General features: G+C 29.4%; 20 protein-coding genes. All 20 read left to right on the top strand.

The genetic code is table 11. From position 1 onward, the window contains the following. The first annotated feature begins 207 nt into the window (after positions 1–207). Entirely contained in the window at positions 208–1,248 is a 1,041-nt protein-coding gene (locus KHA98_RS15895) for a glycosyltransferase family 4 protein (protein WP_213258886.1), read from the top strand. Beyond that, positions 1,245–1,991 carry a glycosyltransferase family 2 protein gene (locus KHA98_RS15900; protein WP_213258887.1) on the top strand — a complete coding sequence of 249 codons (747 nt, stop codon included), beginning with the start codon at positions 1,245–1,247 and terminating at the stop codon, positions 1,989–1,991. Before KHA98_RS15895 ends, KHA98_RS15900 begins: the two co-directional genes overlap by 4 nt. A 24-nt stretch (positions 1,992–2,015) precedes the next feature. Then, the gene (locus tag KHA98_RS15905) at positions 2,016–2,915 is read left to right on the top strand and encodes an NAD-dependent epimerase/dehydratase family protein (RefSeq protein ID WP_213258888.1); all 900 of its coding nucleotides are present in this window, start codon (positions 2,016–2,018) and stop codon (positions 2,913–2,915) included. Positions 2,916–2,925: 10 nt separating this feature from the next. Then, the gene (gene gmd, locus KHA98_RS15910) at positions 2,926–4,044 is read left to right on the top strand and encodes a GDP-mannose 4,6-dehydratase (RefSeq protein WP_213258889.1); all 1,119 of its coding nucleotides are present in this window, start codon (positions 2,926–2,928) and stop codon (positions 4,042–4,044) included. 49 nt (positions 4,045–4,093) lie between these two features. Continuing rightward, positions 4,094–5,026 carry a GDP-L-fucose synthase family protein gene (locus KHA98_RS15915; RefSeq protein ID WP_213258890.1) on the top strand — a complete coding sequence of 311 codons (933 nt, stop codon included), beginning with the start codon at positions 4,094–4,096 and terminating at the stop codon, positions 5,024–5,026. Between the two features lie 7 nt (positions 5,027–5,033). Then, positions 5,034–6,005, top strand: coding sequence for an MraY family glycosyltransferase (locus KHA98_RS15920; protein WP_213258891.1), 972 nt, complete (start codon positions 5,034–5,036; stop codon positions 6,003–6,005). Then, positions 5,995–6,414, top strand: a complete 420-nt coding sequence (locus KHA98_RS15925) for a WxcM-like domain-containing protein (protein WP_213258892.1) — start codon at positions 5,995–5,997, stop codon at positions 6,412–6,414. Before KHA98_RS15920 ends, KHA98_RS15925 begins: the two co-directional genes overlap by 11 nt. A gap of 3 nt (positions 6,415–6,417) precedes the next feature. After that, a complete protein-coding gene (locus KHA98_RS15930) occupies positions 6,418–7,545 on the top strand; it encodes a DegT/DnrJ/EryC1/StrS family aminotransferase (protein WP_213258893.1) in 1,128 nt (375 codons plus the stop codon). Between the two features lie 15 nt (positions 7,546–7,560). Then, a complete protein-coding gene (rfbC, locus tag KHA98_RS15935) occupies positions 7,561–8,109 on the top strand; it encodes a dTDP-4-dehydrorhamnose 3,5-epimerase (protein ID WP_213258894.1) in 549 nt (182 codons plus the stop codon). Continuing rightward, the gene (rfbD, locus tag KHA98_RS15940; RefSeq protein WP_213258895.1) at positions 8,109–8,954 is read left to right on the top strand and encodes a dTDP-4-dehydrorhamnose reductase; all 846 of its coding nucleotides are present in this window, start codon (positions 8,109–8,111) and stop codon (positions 8,952–8,954) included. The genes rfbC and rfbD overlap by 1 nt, the downstream gene beginning before the upstream one ends. Before the next feature lie 62 nt (positions 8,955–9,016). Next, positions 9,017–9,901, top strand: a complete 885-nt coding sequence (gene rfbA, locus KHA98_RS15945) for a glucose-1-phosphate thymidylyltransferase RfbA (protein ID WP_213258896.1) — start codon at positions 9,017–9,019, stop codon at positions 9,899–9,901. Between the two features lie 84 nt (positions 9,902–9,985). After that, positions 9,986–11,953: a polysaccharide biosynthesis protein gene (locus KHA98_RS15950; RefSeq protein ID WP_213258897.1), complete on the top strand. Its 1,968-nt coding sequence runs from the start codon at positions 9,986–9,988 to the stop codon at positions 11,951–11,953. A 222-nt stretch (positions 11,954–12,175) separates the two neighbouring features. Continuing rightward, positions 12,176–13,039: an ABC transporter permease gene (locus KHA98_RS15955; protein WP_213258898.1), complete on the top strand. Its 864-nt coding sequence runs from the start codon at positions 12,176–12,178 to the stop codon at positions 13,037–13,039. A gap of 54 nt (positions 13,040–13,093) precedes the next feature. Then, entirely contained in the window at positions 13,094–14,377 is a 1,284-nt protein-coding gene (locus tag KHA98_RS15960) for an ABC transporter ATP-binding protein (RefSeq protein WP_213258899.1), read from the top strand. Next, positions 14,370–15,443, top strand: a complete 1,074-nt coding sequence (locus KHA98_RS15965) for a DegT/DnrJ/EryC1/StrS family aminotransferase (RefSeq protein ID WP_213258900.1) — start codon at positions 14,370–14,372, stop codon at positions 15,441–15,443. Before KHA98_RS15960 ends, KHA98_RS15965 begins: the two co-directional genes overlap by 8 nt. After that, positions 15,437–16,084, top strand: coding sequence for an acetyltransferase (locus tag KHA98_RS15970; RefSeq protein WP_213258901.1), 648 nt, complete (start codon positions 15,437–15,439; stop codon positions 16,082–16,084). Before KHA98_RS15965 ends, KHA98_RS15970 begins: the two co-directional genes overlap by 7 nt. After that, entirely contained in the window at positions 16,084–17,295 is a 1,212-nt protein-coding gene (locus KHA98_RS15975; protein ID WP_213258902.1) for a TDP-N-acetylfucosamine:lipid II N-acetylfucosaminyltransferase, read from the top strand. Before KHA98_RS15970 ends, KHA98_RS15975 begins: the two co-directional genes overlap by 1 nt. Before the next feature lie 16 nt (positions 17,296–17,311). After that, entirely contained in the window at positions 17,312–18,205 is an 894-nt protein-coding gene (locus KHA98_RS15980; RefSeq protein WP_213258903.1) for a glycosyltransferase family 2 protein, read from the top strand. An 8-nt stretch (positions 18,206–18,213) separates the two neighbouring features. Continuing rightward, positions 18,214–19,089, top strand: a complete 876-nt coding sequence (locus KHA98_RS15985) for a glycosyltransferase family 2 protein (RefSeq protein ID WP_213258904.1) — start codon at positions 18,214–18,216, stop codon at positions 19,087–19,089. Positions 19,090–19,240: 151 nt separating this feature from the next. Then, on the top strand, positions 19,241–20,140 hold the full coding sequence (locus KHA98_RS15990; RefSeq protein ID WP_213258905.1) for a glycosyltransferase family 2 protein: 900 nt from the start codon (positions 19,241–19,243) through the stop codon (positions 20,138–20,140). Positions 20,141–20,143: the final 3 nt, after the last annotated feature.

Here is a 20,143-nt window from a genome sequence, read left to right on the forward strand (position 1 = left end):
GAATATATTTTTTTCAGAAGACTTTTTGGTTTTTCGACAAAGTAAATATCCGGATATACAAACAAAAAATATTTATTATTGTTTTTGCGTAGTTTTTACCATTTGTTTCTTTCGTGATCTAATCAGAATTCCATTAAAAATATTTATTTCGCCTTTTTTATTAGATTTTTTTAGAAAATCTTTTTAAAATAATTAATTAAAAAAATAATGAAGTTAATACTCGATAATATTGTTTTTTCTTTACAAAAAGCAGGTGGAATATCTACTTATTGGTATGAATTATATTCAAGAATTTTAAGAGACAATATTGATGTCTTATTTATTGACAGAGAAAATGACAATATAGTTAGAAATCGTATTGCTATAGAAAAGCAAAAGATTATTAGTACTGGAAGTCAGAAAATATTAATCGATCGGTTTAAAAAAATTAGCTTGAATGAAATAAATCAAAAGTTTATTTTTCATTCTAGTTATAATAGGATTACAACAAATAAAAATGCTAAACAGGTAATTACAGTTCATGATTTTGTTCACGAAAGGTTTTATCGAGGAATTAGAAAAATTTTACATAGTTATCAAAAATCTAATGCAATAAAAAGTGCAGATGCGATAATTGTTATATCAGAAAATACAAAAAAAGATCTTTTCTTATTTTTTCCTAATTTAGATCAAAATAAAGTGCATCTTATCTATAATGGTGTCTCAAATGATTTCTTTAATGTAGGAAATTGGGAAAAATCTAATGATTTTCTGTTTATAGGTTCTAGGGAAACCTATAAAAATTTTGATTTTGCAGTTAGAGCGATTGCTCAAACTGATAAGTTTAATCTAAATATAGTAGGTTCGGCCTTAAAAAAGGAAGAAATAATTTTTTTAAATGAACTTATTCCAGGACGTTGGCAATTATTTAATAATATTGATAATGAAGAATTAAATGAGTTGTACAATAAAGCCTATGCACTTATGTATCCTTCTTCTTATGAGGGTTTTGGAATCCCTTTACTTGAAGCAATGAAAGCAGGGTGTCCGTTCATAGCTTTACGTAGTTCGTCAATTCCTGAAGTGGCAGGAGATGCAGGTGTAATAATTGATAAATTAGAAATACCTCTTTTTAATAAAGCCATCTCTATAATTAATAAAAATCGCGAAGAAATAATAAATAAAGGTTTTAGCCAAGCTAACAAGTTTTCTTGGGAAAAATGTTATACCGAAACATTAAATATATACAAAGAATTATATAAGTCATGAAAATTTCCATAATCACTGTTGTTTATAACAACGAACGAACAATTAGGGATGCCATACAGTCTGTAATAGGGCAATCTTATAAAAATATAGAATATGTTATTATCGATGGAAAATCTAAGGACAATACAGTATCTATTATTAAAGAATATGAAGATAAATTGGGATATTTTATTTCTGAAAAAGATAATGGATTATATGATGCTATGAATAAAGGAGTCCAGTCAGCTACTGGAGACGTGATTGGGATATTGAATTCAGATGATTTATATCAAGATTCAGATGTTATTGCAGATGTTATGGAACAGTTTCTGGCCGATTCTTATTTAGACATTTTGTATGGAAATCTTGTGTATGTGAAAAGTGATGATACTAATGTGGTTGTAAGGAATTGGAAATCTAAGCAGTATTATAATAATTTTTTTGAAAATGGTAATGTTCCACCACATCCCTCATTGTTTGTAAAAAGATCTGTTTATGATAAAGCAGGGGTATTTAATTTAGACTATAAGTTAGCTGCCGACTATGAATTAATGTTTAGAATGTTAAAGAAACATACTTTTAAAATTAGATATATTGATCGATTAATTGTTAAGATGAGACTTGGGGGGGCTACAAATCAAAGTATATCCAATATTGTAAATCAAAATAAAGAGATACTTAAAGCATGGAAAAATAATGGATTGAGGGCTCCATTTTATTTAATGCCAATGAGAATATTTAAACGGTTAATTCAATTTATTTAAGAAATAAAAAACATATAGAAGCAAATGAAAATTCTATTAACTGGTTCAAATGGCTTTCTTGGAAAATTTATTTATGAACAAGTAAAGTATGAAAATGAAATTTTTGAACTATCGAGAAATTCTGGTACTTATAAGTTTTCATTAGATAAAGAAGTTCCAATTTTTAATAATAATTTTGATCTCGTAATACATGCTGCTGGTAAAGCACATAGTGTTCCAAAAACAGAAATACAAAAGAAAGAATTTTATAATGTTAATGTTTTAGGAGCCAAAAACTTATTAAAAGGGTTAGAAAAATCAACTATTCCTAAAGAATTTGTTTTTATAAGTTCCGTATCAGTTTATGGACAGGAAAGTGGTAAGGAGATAGATGAAAATTTCTTTTTAGGGGCTACAGATCCGTATGGAGTAAGTAAAATAGAAGCTGAAAAGATTGTATTAGAATGGTGTAAAGAAAGAAATGTAGTTTGCACAATTTTGCGTTTACCATTATTAGTAGGAGAAAATGCTCCCGGAAATTTGGGATCCATGATAAATGCGATCAGTAAAGGCTATTATTTTAATGTAGCGGGAGGGAAAGCTCAAAAGAGTATGGTTTTAGCTAAAGATGTAGCTTCATTAATTACAAAGGCTGCTCAAATAGGAGGGACTTACAATTTGACTGACGGATGTCATCCAACTTTTAATGATTTAAGCTCTGCTATTTCAATGAATATGGAAAAAAAAAAGCCGAAAAATTTATCAATGAATTTAGCTTTGTTTATTGGTAAATTTGGAGATTTTTTTGGAAATAGAGCGCCAATTAATACACTGAAGGTTCGAAAGATGACATCAGATTTAACTTTTAATGACTATAAAGCACAAATGATGCTTGATTGGAAACCACAATCGGTGATTGACTATATAAATAATAATAAAATATAAAATTTTGAAAATGAAAGTAGCACTTATAACTGGAATTACAGGGCAAGATGGATCATATTTAGCAGAGTTATTATTAGAGAAAGGATATATGGTTCATGGTGTTAAAAGAAGGGCTTCTTCTTTTAATACTCAGCGTATTGATCATATATACCAAGATCAACATGAGGTACATGTGAATTTTAAGTTGCATTATGGTGATCTTACTGACTCTACTAATATTATCAGAATTATTCAGGAAGTACAACCGGACGAAATCTATAATTTAGGAGCAATGAGCCACGTAAAGGTTTCTTTTGACTCTCCGGAATACGTTGCTAATGTAGATGGAATTGGAACATTGAGAATTTTAGAGGCCGTACGTATTTTAGGATTAGAAAAGAAAACTCGTATTTATCAGGCATCGACATCTGAGTTATACGGCGGTTTGGCTGAAAATAAAAATGCAAAAGGGTTTTATGATGAACATTCTCCTTTCTATCCACGTTCACCTTATGGGGCAGCTAAAATTTATGGTTTTTGGATAACCAAAAATTATAGAGAGGCTTATGGTATGTTTGCGACTAATGGAATTCTTTTTAATCATGAATCACCTCGCCGTGGAGAAACTTTTGTAACTCGTAAAATTACAATGGCTACAGCTGCAATTGCTTTAGGAGAACAAGATTGTCTGTATTTAGGAAATCTAGATGCACAACGTGACTGGGGACATGCTAAAGATTATGTAGAAGCGATGTGGAGAATTCTTCAGCAAGATGCTGCAGAAGATTATGTTATTGCTATGGGAGAAACCACTTATGTGCGTGATTTTGTTAGAATGTCATTTGCAGAAGTAGGAATAGATATCGAGTTTAGAGGTGAAGGCGTAAATGAAAAAGGATTTGTAGTTTCTTGCAGTAACCCAAGTTATCAAATCGAAATTGGGAAGCAAGTTATTGCTGTAGATCCACAATATTTCCGTCCAACAGAAGTAGACTTGCTTATTGGAGATCCAACAAAATCAAAAACAAAATTAGGATGGGTGCCTAAATATGATTTGGTTGGATTAGTAAAAGAAATGATGATATCTGATCTTGCATATGTTCAAAGAGAGAAGATGTTAAACGAAGTAAGATCTGCTATTAGATATTAATTAAATTTATTAGAATAATTTGTATTCTTGATTAGGAAAAAGGAGCACTATGAATTTACAAGATAAAATATATATAGCTGGGCATAGAGGTATGGTGGGATCAGCCATCTTGCGTCAATTAAAAGAAAAAGGATACAAAAATTTTGTGTTGAAGACCTCTTCAGAATTAGATTTAAGAAATCAGCAAACGGTTGCAGATTTCTTTGCTGAAGAAAAACCAGATTATGTTTTTTTGGCAGCTGCAAAAGTTGGAGGAATTATAGCTAATAATACTTACAGAGGAGATTTTATTTATGAAAATTTGATGATACAAAATAATATCATTCATCAATCCTATTTGAACAACGTAAAGAAATTGATGTTTTTAGGATCTTCTTGTATCTATCCCAAAATGGCTCCACAGCCATTAAAGGAAGAATACATGCTTACTGGTGAGTTGGAACCTACTAATGAGCCATATGCAATCGCAAAAATTGCGGGTATTAAAATGTGTGATGCTTATAGAGACCAGTTTGGCTGTAATTTTATTTCTGTTATGCCAACAAATCTATACGGACCTAATGATAATTATGATTTAAAAAATTCTCATGTTCTTCCAGCAATGCTTAGAAAATTTATTATTGCAAAACGCAATAATGAAGCATCGGTTACTATTTGGGGAACAGGAAGTCCGAAAAGAGAATTTTTACATGCAGACGATCTTGCAGAGGCTTGTTTATATTTAATGGAAAATTATAACGAACAAGGATTAGTGAATATTGGAGTAGGAGAAGATATATCGATTTTGGATTTGGCTATTTTGGTAAAAAAAATAGTAGGGTTTGAAGGAGAAATTTTAACAGACACTTCTAAGCCTGACGGAACCCCTCGTAAACTTATGGATGTTTCGAAATTAAACGGCTTTGGATGGAAAGCCAAAACTAGCCTAGAGGAAGGCATTAAGAAAGTCTATGAAGAAATAAAAGATACTAACTGGGAGTAATCGTAAAATGGAGTATACAATTTTAGGGATTATTTTAATGAGTATTATGTTGCTTTATTTCAAAGTAGCCGATCATTTTAATATAATTGATAAACCCAATCAAAGAAGTTCTCATACAGAAATAACATTGAGAGGAGGTGGAATCATTTTTTGGTTTTCATCTTTTTTGTATTTTTTGCGACATGTAGAGAGTAATTATTATTTCTTTACTGGAATAACTTTAGTAAGTCTTGTAAGCTTTTGGGATGATATTCAAAGTTTATCAAATAAAATTAGAATCGGAATTCATTTTCTTTCAATCACTTTGATTTTTTATGATTTAAATTTATTCCATTTAATGCCTGTTTGGGGAATTGTAGTTTCTTATGTTTTGGCCATCGGACTAATAAATGCTTATAATTTCATGGATGGAATTAATGGTATTACAGGACTGTATACTTTAGTCGTAATGGGATCATTATTGTATGTCAATACAAAAATTCAGCTTTTTACTGATGGAATGTTTATAAAATATGCAATGCTTGCTAGTTTAGTATTTCTATTTTTTAATTATAGAAAAAGAGCAAAATGTTTTGCTGGTGATGTAGGAAGTATTGCCATAGCTTTTTGGATAATTTATTTGGTTGTAAAACTAATTCTTGTAACGGAATCACTTATTTGGTTATTGTTTTTGGCAGTATACGGAGTTGATGCGGTTTGTACAATTCTACACAGACTTTATTTAAAACAAAATATTTTTGAGGCACATCGATTACACTTGTATCAAATATTAAGCAATGAATATAAAATACAGCATAGATTAGTGTCTCTTCTTTATGCATTAGCTCAAGTAGGAATTTCTTTATTAGTAATTCTTCTCTATCAAAAAATTCAAGATTCACTTATATTCTTAATTGTAATTTTGCCTTTATTGTTGCTTTATTCATCAAAATTTTATTTGTTAAACAAGAATAATTTACGTTTGAATCATGGGGCCTAAATTAATTCATGGAGGAAAATTTTCAGATCATCGAGGAAGTATCTCGTATGTAAATGATTTTAGTTTTGAAGATATCGAAAGATTTTATATTATCAGTAATTCTTTAGAAAATCCCATTAGAGCTTGGCAGGGGCATAAATTAGATGCTAAAAATTTTTATTGTCTTTCAGGTTCGTTTAATATTCATTTTATAAAAATCGATAATTGGGAAAATCCTTCAAAAGATTTGGTTATTGAGACTGTTTTCGTTTCTGAATCTGAAAGCAAAATTGTTTACATACCTGCGGGTTATGCAAATGCAATAGAATCTCTTGAAGAAAACTCAAAACTAATATCCTTTTCTACATTGCCATTAGCGAATGTAAGTGATGATGATGTTCGTTATCCATCAGATTATTGGCTTTTTTAAATAATGAAAGATAATAGAATTTATTTATCATTATCGCAAGAAAGCGGGTTTGAGCAAGAATATATTCAAAGAGCCCTAAAATCGAATTGGATAACCTCTGGGGGAGCAAATGTTGACGAATTCGAAGATGAGCTTCAGAATTATTATAAAAATGAAAATTTTGTTGCAGCATCAAATTCCGGAACATCAGCTATACATTTGGCATTAATATTACTAGGTATTAAATCTGGTGATGAGGTTATTTGTCAAAGTATGACTTTTTCTGCCTCAGCAAATCCAATTTTATATCAGAATGCATGTCCGATATTTGTAGATAGTGAAGTTGATACTTGGAATATTTGTCCTGAAAATCTTGAAATCGCTATAAAAGATAGAATCGAAAAAGGAAAAAAACCGAAGGCAATTATAGCGGTTCATTTATATGGCATGCCTTATAAAGTTGATGAAGTACATTCAATTGCCAGCAAATATGAAATACCAATTATTGAAGATAATGCAGAAGCTCTTGGAAGTAGTTATAAAGGGAAAAAGTGTGGGAGTTTTGGTGCTTTTGGTATTTTGTCTTTTAATGGAAATAAAATTATAACAACTTCTAGTGGAGGTGCATTAATTGCCAATTCGAAAGAAATAAAAGATAAAGCAATCTTTTATGCTACTCAATCAAAAGATAAAGCAGTACATTATCAGCATAGTGAAATAGGTTACAATTATAGAATGAGTAATATTTGTGCAGGGATTGGTCTTGGACAAATGAAAATCTTAGAAAAGAATATTATTTTAAGACACGCCAATCATTTATTTTACAAAGATATTTTTAAAGAAATTGAAAATGTAGAACTTTTTGATAATCTCAATGATGATTTCTTTTCTAATTATTGGCTAAATACAATATTACTTCAAACAAAGGAAGAAAGAGAAAGATTAAGACTTGCTTTTGACGAAGCAAATATAGAGAGTCGTCCATTATGGAAACCAATGCATTTACAGCCAGTTTTTGAAAAGTACCCATATTATGGAGATAAAATTGCTGAAAATTTATTTAACAAAGGATTATGCCTGCCATCAGGATCAAATCTAAATGATATAGATAAAAGTAGAATTAAAGAAGTTATCGTCAATTTCTTTAAATGAATATAAAAATAGAATATGAAAATTGAAGAAACATTTATAAAAGATTTGGTAATTGTTGAACCAACAGTTTTTGGTGACGAAAGAGGTTATTTTTTTGAATCTTACAGTAAAACTAAATTTGAAGATTTAGGAATTAATATTGATTTTGTTCAGGATAATCAGTCCTTTTCGAAAAAAGGAACATTAAGAGGTTTACATTATCAAAATCCTCCTTTTGCTCAAACAAAATTAGTTCGTGTGTTGGAAGGAGAAATTATAGATGTTGCAGTGGATTTAAGAAAAGATTCTCCTACGTACGGGAAATCATTTAGTGTTTTGTTATCGGCGGAGAATAAAAAACAGTTATTAGTACCACAAGGATTTGCGCATGGATTTTCAGTTATTAGTGAAACGGCTTCAGTAATGTATAAGTGCGATCAATTTTATAATAAAGCTTCTGAAGGGGGGATTAAATTTGATGATTCATCTTTGAATATTGATTGGGGAATGAATCTTGATGATGCAATAGTTTCAGAGAAGGACCAAATTCTCCCATTTATTGATAATTGTAATAGTTTATTTTAATGAAAAAAATTCTTGTAACTGGAGCAACAGGACAATTAGGATCTGAACTTTCGGTTTTGGCACCTGATTATCGTCAGTATGAATGGGTATTTGGCGATCGTACTAAAGCTACATTAGATAATTTAGAATTGCTTCAATCTCAATTAAAAGTCATTAATCCGGATATTATATTTAATTGTGGAGCTTATACGGCTGTTGATAAAGCGGAATCAGAAAAAGATTTGGCGTTTAAAGTGAATCACTTAGCTGTAGAGTTAATTGCAAAATATTCTGCAGAAATTAATGCCAAATTAATTCATATTTCAACAGATTATGTTTTCGATGGCAAGTCTTCAATTGCTTTAAATGAAGAGGCAGAAACAAATCCGATAAATGTTTATGGAGAAAGTAAACTGGCTGGTGAAGTTGCATGCATAAAAGAAAATCCCGAGGCATTAATTATTAGAACTTCTTGGGTTTACAGTAAATTTGGGAATAATTTTGTAAAAACAATGCAACGATTAATGCAAGAAAGAGATGAAATTCATGTTGTAAATGACCAGATAGGTTCACCAACTTATGCTGCTGATCTTGCAAAAGTAATGATTGATATCATCGAGTCTCCAAAATGGATTCCAGGAATCTATAATTATTCGAACGAGGGAGAAATTAGTTGGTACGAATTTGCATTAAGCATCAAAGAATTTGGAGGCTATTCTTGTAAAGTTGGAGGAATTTCATCTTCATCTTATCCTACACCAGCAAAACGCCCAAATTTTTCATTGTTGGATAAAACAAAAATAAAATCAGTTTATAATTTAGAAATTCCAAATTATAAGGAAAGTTTAAAAAAGATATTTGAATAAAGTATGAATTTGCAACCTATGCCTTATTTAGAATCAAATACTAAAATCTAAAATCAAGTTTTATGAAAGGAATTATATTAGCGGGAGGTTCTGGAACGAGATTACACCCATTAACATTAGCAGTAAGTAAACAACTAATGCCTGTTTATGATAAACCAATGATCTATTATCCATTGTCAACTTTAATGATGGCGGGAATAAATGAAATTTTAATAATATCGACGCCTCATGATTTACCTCACTTCAAGAAGCTTCTTGGAGATGGGACTTCAATTGGTTGTAAATTTAGTTATGCTGAACAGCCAAATCCAAATGGTTTAGCTCAGGCATTTGTAATTGGTGAGGAGTTTATAGGTAAAGATAAAGTTGCTCTAGTACTTGGAGATAATATTTTCTTTGGAACAAATATGCAGCAACTTTTGAAGGATAATGCTGATCCAGAAGGAGGGGTTGTTTTTGCTTATCATGTTTCAGATCCAGAAAGATATGGTGTGGTAGAGTTTGATGAAAATAAAAATGCTATTTCCATCGAAGAAAAACCTTTGGAGCCAAAATCAAATTATGCCGTTCCTGGCTTGTATTTTTATGATAATTCTGTAGTAGAAATTGCTAAAAATATTAAGCCAAGCGCTCGTGGTGAATATGAAATCACAGATGTGAATAAGGTTTATCTTGAGAAAGGACAATTAAAAGTAGGGATATTGAGTAGAGGTACTGCTTGGTTAGACACTGGGACTTTTAATAGTTTAATGCAAGCCGGACAATTTGTTCAGGTTTTAGAAGAAAGACAAGGTTTAAAAGTAGGTTGTATTGAAGAAATTGCCTGGAGACAAGGATTTATTAATGACGAGCAACTTGAAGAATTGGCTCAACCATTACTTAAATCTGGATATGGTACGTATTTAATACAATTTTTAAAACAAAAAAAGAGAGGTGTTAAAATTTAATTTGCACAACAAAATAATTTTTTAAAACCTTTAATTTGTATTTTTGTAAGACATACAAATTTTGCAGAATCAAAATCATTGAAATTGAATACAGATAAACCAACCAAAATAGCCGATTTATTGCATAATTCATTCTCTCCAAGGAATCTAAGGGCTAACATAAATAACCTTAGTTACTTGCCTAGGTGGATTATTGTTGCCATAGATATAATGGTTCTGGTTTTTTCATTTACATTCACATATATGTTGTTTGAAGGAACAGCTATTGGATATATCATTACCTCTCATGATTTCTACTTTGTTTTAAGTTTAATATTTGTAAATATATTTTTCTTTTGGTTATTTAGAACTTATTCGGGTATTATCAGGCATTCCTCTTATATAGACGCCATAAAACTATTGTTTTCGCAGATGTCTGTATTGGTTTTCTTTTTATTCTTTAATTTAGTTTTTGAACTTTATACGGGACATAAAGCATTTCTTAATACAGCTCTCTTTATCAATTTGGTTTTGTCGTTTTGCGGTTTGTTTTTGTATCGTGTAATTGTAAAACAAACATTTGAATTATATTTCTCTGAAAAAACAAATTCAAAACTTATTAGGACTGTAATTTATGGTACTGATGCAAATGCTATTTCAGTAGCTAATGCATTAAAATTTGAAACTCCTTCTAGATTTAAAATTGTTGGTTTTGTAGATAAAAACAATCAAAATGCATCTAAACGTATGTTGGATTTGCCAATTTTGATTTTAAGAAAAAAAATACCAGCTCTAATGCGTTCTGTTGCTGCTGAGGGTGTGATTATTGCTGATAAAAGTTTATCGAAAGAGGAACAATTGATTATTGTTGATCAATGTTTAGAGTTTAACTACAGAGTTTATACTGTTCCCTTAATTTCAGATTGGGAAAATCAAAAGGAAATTTCTCAAAAGGTTAAGAATATTCAAATTGAGGATTTATTAGAAAGAAAACCTATTGTTTTAGATAGTAAATCAATTTCTAAGCAATTAAAGGAAAAGACAATTTTGATAACTGGAGCAGCAGGTTCTATAGGAAGTGAAATCGTCAGACAGGTTCTTGGTTTTAATCCTAAAACGGTGATAATCTTGGATCATGCTGAAACTCCCTTGCATAATTTATGTTTAGAGACATTCGCAATGAACTCAGAAACAAAAATCGTAGCTGTTATTGCCGATGTTAAAAGTAAAAAAGCATTAGAAAAAGTATTTAAAAATCATAATCCTCACGTTGTTTTTCATGCTGCGGCATATAAACATGTTCCTTTAATGGAGGATAATCCTTCGCAAGCTATATTGACTAATATAAAAGGGACAAAAAATCTGGCAGATTTATCATGTAAATATCATGTGCGCAAATTTGTAATGGTTTCAACCGATAAAGCTGTAAATCCTAGTAATGTTATGGGAGCCAGTAAGCGTATCGCAGAGAAATATGTTCAATCTCTTTTTTTAAAAAATCAAAAAGAGAATATTCCGGGAGTTACTAAATTTATTACAACCCGTTTTGGAAATGTTTTGGGATCAAATGGATCAGTTGTTCCGTTGTTTACGAAACAAATTGCTGAAGGTGGTCCAGTTACAATAACACATCAGGATATTATTAGATACTTTATGACTATTCCTGAAGCTTGTCAGTTAGTATTAGAAGCCGGAGCTATGGGTAACGGTGGAGAAATTTATATTTTTGATATGGGGAAACCTGTTCGAATAATAGATTTGGCTAAAAAAATGATTAAACTTGCAGGTTTTATTCCAGATAAAGAAATCAAAATTAAAATAGTAGGTCTGCGTCCGGGAGAAAAATTATATGAAGAATTATTAAATGATACTTCAAAAACGTTGCCGACTTATCATGATAAAATCATGATCGCTCAGGAGATTCAAGATGAATATGAAAATCTTCATACTGAAATTGACGAACTAATCGGAATCGCTGATTTTTATGATAATGATGATATAGTCACTAAAATGAAAAAAATTGTTCCTGAATTTAAAAGCATGAATTCTGCTTTTGAAGTTTTAGATAATTAATTTCTTACGGATATTAAATTTTGTTTTAAGTATTATATTTAAAAGGTGTTTTTTTTAAAGCGCCTTTTTGCATTTTTAAATGTTTTTTAAACGAGTAAAAATCCTGTTAATTCTTTAAGGCTTTTAATATACAAATACATTTTTTTTAAGTATATGATATACAAAAGTGAATTTTAATTAAAAAAAGACTTTCTTGCAATTTATATTGTAAGTGATAATATAATGAACACAAATAATAATAACAGCTGGCTGTTTGAAATAACACCTAAAAACAAGTTTTTTACATTAAACCTTAAAGAGGTTTGGCAATACAGAGATTTATTATTTCTTTTTGTGAAACGTGATGTTATCACGGTATACAAGCAAACGGTATTAGGGCCACTTTGGTACCTAATTCAGCCACTATTTACAACTATTACATTTACCATAATATTTAATAATGTTGCAGGAATTAGTACAGGACCTGTACCACCGTTTTTATTTAATATGGCAGGGATAACAGTTTGGAATTATTTTACTTCCTGTCTTAATGGAACTTCAGACACATTTAAATCGAATGCAGGAATATTTGGAAAGGTTTATTTTCCTAGAATTATTACACCACTTTCTGTTGTGATTTCCAATTTAATAAAATTTGGAATCCAATTCTTAATTTTTATAGCTTTTTATATTTACTATAACTTTCAAGGGTATAATTTAAGCCTAAATAAACTAACAATATTTTTTCCATTGTTAATAGTAATCATGGGAATTTTTGGGTTAGGATTAGGAATGCTTATTTCCTCTATGGTTACTAAATATAGAGATTTTAGTTATTTGGTTAGTTTTGGTATACAGTTATTAATGTATTTATCAGCTGTAATGTATCCAATGGAATTAATAAAAGCTAAGATGCCTCAATATGCATGGATCGTTAAATATAATCCTCTAGCTTATATTATAGAAACAGCTCGCTATATGCTTTTGAATGTAGGAGAAATTTCGATATTTGGTTTGTTTTATACAGTAGCTCTTACAATAGCAATCTTTTTTATTGGACTTTTGGTTTTTAATAAAACCGAAAAAAGTTTTATTGATACAGTTTAATCACTATCAACATTAATCAAGGTTTATTTAAAGTATTAATAATTTATAGCATAGTTGGAAAAAGATATAATTTTAAAAGCTGAAAACATTTCAAAGCAATATCGTTTAGGGCAGGTAGGTACCGGTACGCTAAGCCATGATTTGAATAGATGGTGGCATGAAATACGTGGTAAGGAAAATCCGTATTTAAAAATTGGAGATGTAAATGATCGTTCTATAAAAGGCGATTCTGAATATGTCTGGGCCATACAGGATATAAATTTTGAAGTAGAACGTGGGGAAGTTCTTGGAATTATTGGAAAAAATGGCGCAGGAAAATCGACACTTTTAAAGATACTTTCAAAAGTTACAGCCCCAACAACAGGAAGTATAAAGTCCCGAGGTAGAATAGCTTCTTTATTAGAAGTTGGAACAGGTTTTCATGGTGAAATGACTGGACGTGAAAATATCTTTTTGAATGGTGCTATTCTTGGAATGACCAAAAAAGAGATAGCTTCAAAACTGGATGAAATTATCGAATTTTCTGGTTGCGAACGTTATATTGATACTCCTGTAAAAAGATATAGTTCTGGAATGACAGTACGTTTGGCATTTGCTGTAGCTGCTTTTTTGGAACCTGAAATTTTAGTTATTGACGAGGTTTTGGCAGTTGGTGATGCTGAGTTTCAGAAAAAAGCAATTGGTAAAATGCAGGAAATTTCAAAAGGTGGTGGGAGGACGGTTTTATTTGTGAGTCATAATATGGCTGCGGTAAAAAGTTTATGCACAAGAGGTATTGTTTTGGAAAATGGGAAAGTAACTTTAATCGACGAGATTGATAAAGCCATTTTTTATTATTTAGGTGATGCTGAATTTGATAGGTGTAATCGTAGAAAGTTTGTAAATTTTAATAATGATATTTTTGATTTGAAAGAAATTGGATTTCAGAATGAGGGAATGAGTTTTGATGATCCGTTGGTAGAAAATAAAAAAATAGAATTATTAACAAAAATCGAAATGAAAATGGAGCATGAGGGTAAATATCATTTAACATATCATTTGTTTAACGATTTAGGAGATTCATTATTTTCTTTTTCAAATAATTATACTGATGCCACAATTAAAAAAGGGACAAATCTTTTAAAGTGTGTTTTTCCTGTTAATTTTTTTCAATCAGGAAATTATAGCTTATCAATTTATATTGTTGAAGATAAAAAACATTCAATATTCAAGGAGAATGATATTATTCATTTTACAATTGTTGATGGAGAACGTGATTTAGGGGCATACATGGGAAGAGAACCTGGATATATCAGACCTAGTTTTGAATGGGAGAATATAAATTTTTGCAATGATTAACGTAACAAAATGTTTTCTGCCTTCAATAGAGGAGTATCAAGACTTTGTTCAAAGGGCTTGGCATAATGAATGGCTTACTAATAGAGGAGAATTAGTTTTAGAATTGGAGAGTAAGCTAAAAGACTATTTGGCGGTATCTAATATTATTATAACTAATAATGGGACAATACCCCTTCAGATTGCATTAAAATTGTTAGGAAAAGAAGGCCAAATACTAACAACACCATTTAGTTATATAGCCACAACAGCATCAATTATTTGGGAGAATTGTACCCCTATATTTGTAGATATCCATCCTGAATATCTAACTATTGACGAATCAAAAATTGAAGCTTTAATTACAGATAAAACTACAGCAATATTAGCAACTCATGTATTTGGAAATCCATGCAACGTCAGAGTAATTGAAGACATAGCTATAAAATATAATCTTAAAGTTATTTATGATGGTGCTCATTGCTTTGGTGTGAAATACTTTGAGAAATCAATATTTAATTATGGAGATATTAGTACTTGTAGTTTTCATGCCACAAAACTCTTTCATACAGGTGAAGGAGGAGCAATGTTTGCAAATGATGCTGACTTAAGAAATAAGCTATTTTACAGTCATAATTTCGGACATAATGGGACAATGTCTTATTATGGCTTAGGAATTAATGGTAAAATTTCAGAATTACATGCTGCCATGGGGCTTAGTGTGCTGCCGTATATGGATAAGATTATTTCTGAAAGAAAAAACTTAGTAGATTATTATAACTCAAATTTAGTTTTTTCTAAGCTACAAGGTCTAAAAATAAGAGAGAATACAGAATGGAATTATAGTTATTATCCAATTATTTTTGAAAGTGAAGAAAAATTGCTTGAGGTTCAAAGTATATTAAATACTAACGAAATTTTTCCAAGACGTTATTTTTACCCATCTTTAAATACAATTGAGTATATAAAAGGATTAGAAATGCCTGTTTCAGAAAGCATTGCTTCTAGAATATTGTGTTTACCACTTTATATTGGATTATCAAAAAATGAACAGGATGAAATAATTAAGATAATTAATAGTTTATGCTAATAGTTGGAGCAAAAGGTTTTGCAAAGGAAGTTTTAGAAGTACTAAAGCAATTAAATGAAGTAGAGAACATTGTTTTTTATGACGATGTAACTGAAAATATGCCTGAATATTTATATGATCAATTTAAGATTTTACGAAATATTCAAGAGGTTAATATTTATTTTGAAAATATAGACAATAGATTTACTTTGGGTATCGGCGATCCTAAATTAAGAAAAATTTTGACTGATAAATTTGAAAGTATCGGAGGTGTTTTTACATCTACAATTAGTCCAAAAGCTATTATTGGTAGTTTTGGAAATAAAATAATGCATGGAGTAAATTTAATGAGTGGTGTTACAATAACTAATGATATACTTATAGGGAAAGGTGTTATAATCAATTTAAATTCCACAATTGGTCATGATTGTGAAATTGAAGATTATGTAGAAATATCTCCAGGAGTTAATATTTCGGGAAATTGTAAAATAGGTGCGTTTTCTGTTTTAGGTACAAATGCAACTATTCTGCCAAGAGTAATAATTGGACAAAACGTAATTATAGGAGCAGGGTCAGTAGTCACAAAAGACATTCCAGACAATTGTTTAGTTGTTGGAACTCCAGGGAAAATTATTAAAAATTTAGAACCTTTAAAATTTTAATGAGTCTAAAAATTATTCATGTTTTTGATGATGATAAATTTGTTGATCCCGCGATAGACTTATTTGAGGCTGTTTTTCCCGGAATTTCAGAGTATTATATTTTAAAAAAAAATGATGAGCAATTTAAATATGTTAAATCTAGTTTTGTAAGAAAAATCACTCTTAAGGATGATGATGAATTTTCTAAATTTATTTTTAAAGTAAATAACAATAAGAATGTAAGTGTTTTTTTTCATGCTTTAGATGAAAGTAAACAGAAAATATCATTGCAAATTCACTCAAGCATAATAAAGGTATGGTTTATATGGGGATATGATTTATATTGTAATTGGCCAATTTTTAGAAAAAATATTTATGACCTAAAAACTCGTCAAGTCCTTAAGGAAAAGACTTCTATTAGACAAACTTTATTATTTAATGTATTTAGCTTTTATATATTTAAAAATATTCAAATTTTTAAATATATTTTGCCACAAAAAATCATCTCCATTTTAGACAGAAAGTATAATACCTATTTTTATAAGGCAGTTAGTAATATAAATATTGTTGTGCCAATAATGCCTGAAGAGTTATCGTTGGTTTTAAAACTAAATAAAAAAATTAAAGAAGCTCCATTTACTTATGGTTGTCTAGAAGATTTATTAGGAGATAAAATTAATCAAAAGGTAATAGGTACAAATATTTTAGTTGGAAATTCAGCCGATTTTTCAAATAATCATTTAGAAATTTTTTATAAACTATCTAAATTGAACTTGAAAAACACTAATGTATATGTTCCGTTAAGTTATGGAGGCAGTAAAGAGTATATTGATACAGTTATAAAAGTAGGTGAAAAATTATTGGGTGATAATTTTATTCCAATAATTGAATTTATGCCACTTGAAGATTATAATCGAATTCTCTTAAGCTGCAGAGCTCTTATTTTTAATCATGTTAGACAACAAGGACTCGGCAACATTATCATCATGGGATATCTAGGTGCTAAAATCTATTTGAATAATAAAAGTCCAATTTATAAATATCTTAAAAAAATAGGATACACATTAGAATCTACAAATAATTTGAATCTCAAAAATTTTCAGGAAAATTTAAAAGAAGAAAAGTATTTAAATAATAAAAAAATTCTTTTTGAATTATACTCACGACAAAGTGTTCATGAAAAAGTTAAAAGACTAATTTCAATTGTCCAGAATTTAAAAGTTACATCATAATAAAAAAAATTAAGGGATGAAATTATTTTCATTATTAATTGCAAATTATAATAATGGTCATTTTTTTAAAGACTGTTATGAAAGCATTTTAAATCAAAGTTATCAGAATTGGGAAGTAATTATCGTTGATGATTTTTCTACGGACGATTCCATAAGTGTAATTAAAGAATTAATTGATGGAGATTCCAGATTCAAATTATTTAGAAATTCAAAAAATTTTGGTTGTGGTTACACAAAGAATCGTTGTGCAGATTTAGCCAACGGAGAAATTTTGGGATTTCTTGATCCCGATGATGCTTTAAAGAAAAATGCCTTAGAAGTAATGATGAATGCTCATATCAAAAGGCAAGAGATGGCGATAATATCTTCAAAATATGAATTCGTAGACCTTGATTTAAATTTTCTTGATTACGGAAAACAAGGAGAATCAATACCTTCTGGAAAGTCATATCTTACTGCGATACCAGGAATAATTACCGCCTTCGCAACTTTTAAAAAATCCAAATACGATTTAACAATTGGTATTGATGTAAAAATGAAGCGTGCCGTAGATCAGGATTTGTATTTTAAATTGGAAGAATATGGAAATCATTTTTTTTTAGATGCTCATTTATATCTTTATAGAATTCATGATAATAGCATTTCTGCAAATGAGAATAAATATAAAGCTCAATATTGGCATTTTTATGCTATGGTTCAGGCCTATAAAAGAAGAAAAAGACTTAAACTAAAAATTAATAATTTTACTCCGATAGAATATAAAAAATTAAAAGCAAATTATTATTTATCCCGTTTTGAAAGAGCTAAAAGTCTTAATCAATTTTATAAAAAAAGATTTTTTTTAATAATGTCTATTGTGTCTTTTCCAACATATAAATTAAGGTTTATAATAAAATCAATATTTAAATAAATTCAAAATTGACAAATCCAAAAATTTCTGTAATTGTTCCCTGTTATAATCAAGCTCAATATTTGGATGAATGCTTGGAATCTATTTTTAATCAAACGTATGAAAATTGGGAATGTATTATTATTGATGATGGGAGCCTTGATTATACAGCGAAAGTAGCAAGAAAATGGACTGAGAAGGATTGTCGATATATTTATTTATATAAAGAAAATGGAGGTCTCAGTAGCGCTAGAAATGCTGGATTGGATATTGCAAAAGGAGATTATATTCAATTTTTAGACGCAGATGATTGTTTAAGTCCTCAAAAAATAAGTAAATCTCTTGCGATGATAAAAGATCACTCATTAGACAATATTGTGGTTACTCATTTTAAAATGTTTAAAGATTCTACTAATGATTTATTAACTAGTTATTGCCAATTGAATCAGGATATTCTACAATATAATGAAATCTTATTTGGATGGGATTTTAAATTTAATATTCCAATACATTGCGGTTTTTTTAGCAGTGCTTTATTTCGCGATTTCCATTTTCCAATAGATTTGAAGGCAAAAGAAGATTGGTTAATGTGGTTAGTTTTTTTTCAGAGAGATGTTCAGGCAGTTTTTATTGAAGAAATATTGGCTTATTATCGTACCCATGATAAAAGTATGACCAAAAGTTTTCCTCATATGTTAGAATATACAATTGCAGCACTAGATAACTTAGAAAATATTATTCCTAAAGAAGATTATAAGCTTTATTTGCTTTATAACATTCGTAAAAGAATAATAGATGGGGAGAACTCCAGGTTATTAATAGCTGGGTTAAAAGAAAGAATTGTTACTTCGCACAAAAGTCTAGGGTACAGAATTGAAAAAAAAATCAGAAATTTTTTCAGATAATTTAAAATAAAAATAAAACGTATGTTTGACTCCAATGTGCAATCTGGTAAAAATAATAATTTACCGAATTTCAACGAAATTAGATGAAATTAATATCACTTAAACCAAAGTCTAAATTTTACCGTCGGCTATTTAAATTACTTTTTAGATAATGGTGGCAATAATAATTCCATTTTATAAGCTCTCTTTTTTTGAAGAGGCACTCAAGTCCCTTGCTAACCAAACAGATAAACGATTTAAAGTTTACATTGGTGATGACAAGAGCCCTGAAAACCCAATTGCTTTACTAGAAAAGTATTCAGGAAAGTTCGATTTTGTTTATCATAGATTTGAAAACAATTTAGGAAGTATATCATTGACTGAACAATGGGAACGATGTATTGCTTTATCTGCTAAAGAAGAATGGATAATGGTTCTAGGAGATGATGATGTTTTGGGATCAAATGTTATTTCAAAATTTTATGAAAACCTTATAGAGATTAAAAATTTTGGAATTCAGGTTGTTAAGTTTTCAACAATTGTTGTTGATAGTTCGGGGAAAAGTATATCTCAATTATTCATACATCCTACAATCGAGCATCCCATTGATTCTTATTTAAAAAAGATAATGCATCAAACAAGGAGTTCTTTGTCAGAGTATTTATTTACTAGAAAAACGTATGAAAAGTATAAATTTTATAACTATCCATTAGGATGGCATAGTGATGACAGAGCGTGGATTGAATTTTCAGATAAAAAGCCAATATATTCAATAAACGATTCAATTATATTTATTAGGGTTTCAAACGAGAGTATTACGGGAAATAAGGATAATCTTTATATAAAAAATCAAGCTTCAATTGAATTTTTAAAGTTCCTTTGGCAAAAAAATACATATAAAAAGAAGCAAAATCTTCAATTGATGTATAGATACGAAGTTGAGGTTAAAAGATATAGAAAATTACTATTTAATGAATGGAAGCACTTGCTACATCTTTATATTTTAAATTTTGATTTTGTAATATTTATAAAATTTGCAAGAAGATTAATTTTTGGTTTATTAATAAAATAGTTC

This window comes from Flavobacterium branchiicola (assembly GCF_018383905.1).
Taxonomy (GTDB): Bacteria; Bacteroidota; Bacteroidia; order Flavobacteriales; family Flavobacteriaceae; genus Flavobacterium; species Flavobacterium branchiicola.

Bases quoted from the DNA above. Each gene is read 5' to 3' on its own strand.
- KHA98_RS15895 (WP_213258886.1), top strand. From the start codon at position 208: ATGAAGTTAATACTCGATAATATTGTTTTTTCTTTACAAAAAGCAGGT.
- KHA98_RS15900 (WP_213258887.1), top strand. From the start codon at position 1,245: ATGAAAATTTCCATAATCACTGTTGTTTATAACAACGAACGAACAATT.
- KHA98_RS15905 (WP_213258888.1), top strand. From the start codon at position 2,016: ATGAAAATTCTATTAACTGGTTCAAATGGCTTTCTTGGAAAATTTATT.
- gmd (WP_213258889.1), top strand. From the start codon at position 2,926: ATGAAAGTAGCACTTATAACTGGAATTACAGGGCAAGATGGATCATAT.
- KHA98_RS15915 (WP_213258890.1), top strand. From the start codon at position 4,094: ATGAATTTACAAGATAAAATATATATAGCTGGGCATAGAGGTATGGTG.
- KHA98_RS15920 (WP_213258891.1), top strand. From the start codon at position 5,034: ATGGAGTATACAATTTTAGGGATTATTTTAATGAGTATTATGTTGCTT.
- KHA98_RS15925 (WP_213258892.1), top strand. From the start codon at position 5,995: ATGGGGCCTAAATTAATTCATGGAGGAAAATTTTCAGATCATCGAGGA.
- KHA98_RS15930 (WP_213258893.1), top strand. From the start codon at position 6,418: ATGAAAGATAATAGAATTTATTTATCATTATCGCAAGAAAGCGGGTTT.
- rfbC (WP_213258894.1), top strand. From the start codon at position 7,561: ATGAAAATTGAAGAAACATTTATAAAAGATTTGGTAATTGTTGAACCA.
- rfbD (WP_213258895.1), top strand. From the start codon at position 8,109: ATGAAAAAAATTCTTGTAACTGGAGCAACAGGACAATTAGGATCTGAA.
- rfbA (WP_213258896.1), top strand. From the start codon at position 9,017: ATGAAAGGAATTATATTAGCGGGAGGTTCTGGAACGAGATTACACCCA.
- KHA98_RS15955 (WP_213258898.1), top strand. From the start codon at position 12,176: ATGAACACAAATAATAATAACAGCTGGCTGTTTGAAATAACACCTAAA.
- KHA98_RS15965 (WP_213258900.1), top strand. From the start codon at position 14,370: ATGATTAACGTAACAAAATGTTTTCTGCCTTCAATAGAGGAGTATCAA.
- KHA98_RS15970 (WP_213258901.1), top strand. From the start codon at position 15,437: ATGCTAATAGTTGGAGCAAAAGGTTTTGCAAAGGAAGTTTTAGAAGTA.
- KHA98_RS15975 (WP_213258902.1), top strand. From the start codon at position 16,084: ATGAGTCTAAAAATTATTCATGTTTTTGATGATGATAAATTTGTTGAT.
- KHA98_RS15980 (WP_213258903.1), top strand. From the start codon at position 17,312: ATGAAATTATTTTCATTATTAATTGCAAATTATAATAATGGTCATTTT.
- KHA98_RS15990 (WP_213258905.1), top strand. From the start codon at position 19,241: ATGGTGGCAATAATAATTCCATTTTATAAGCTCTCTTTTTTTGAAGAG.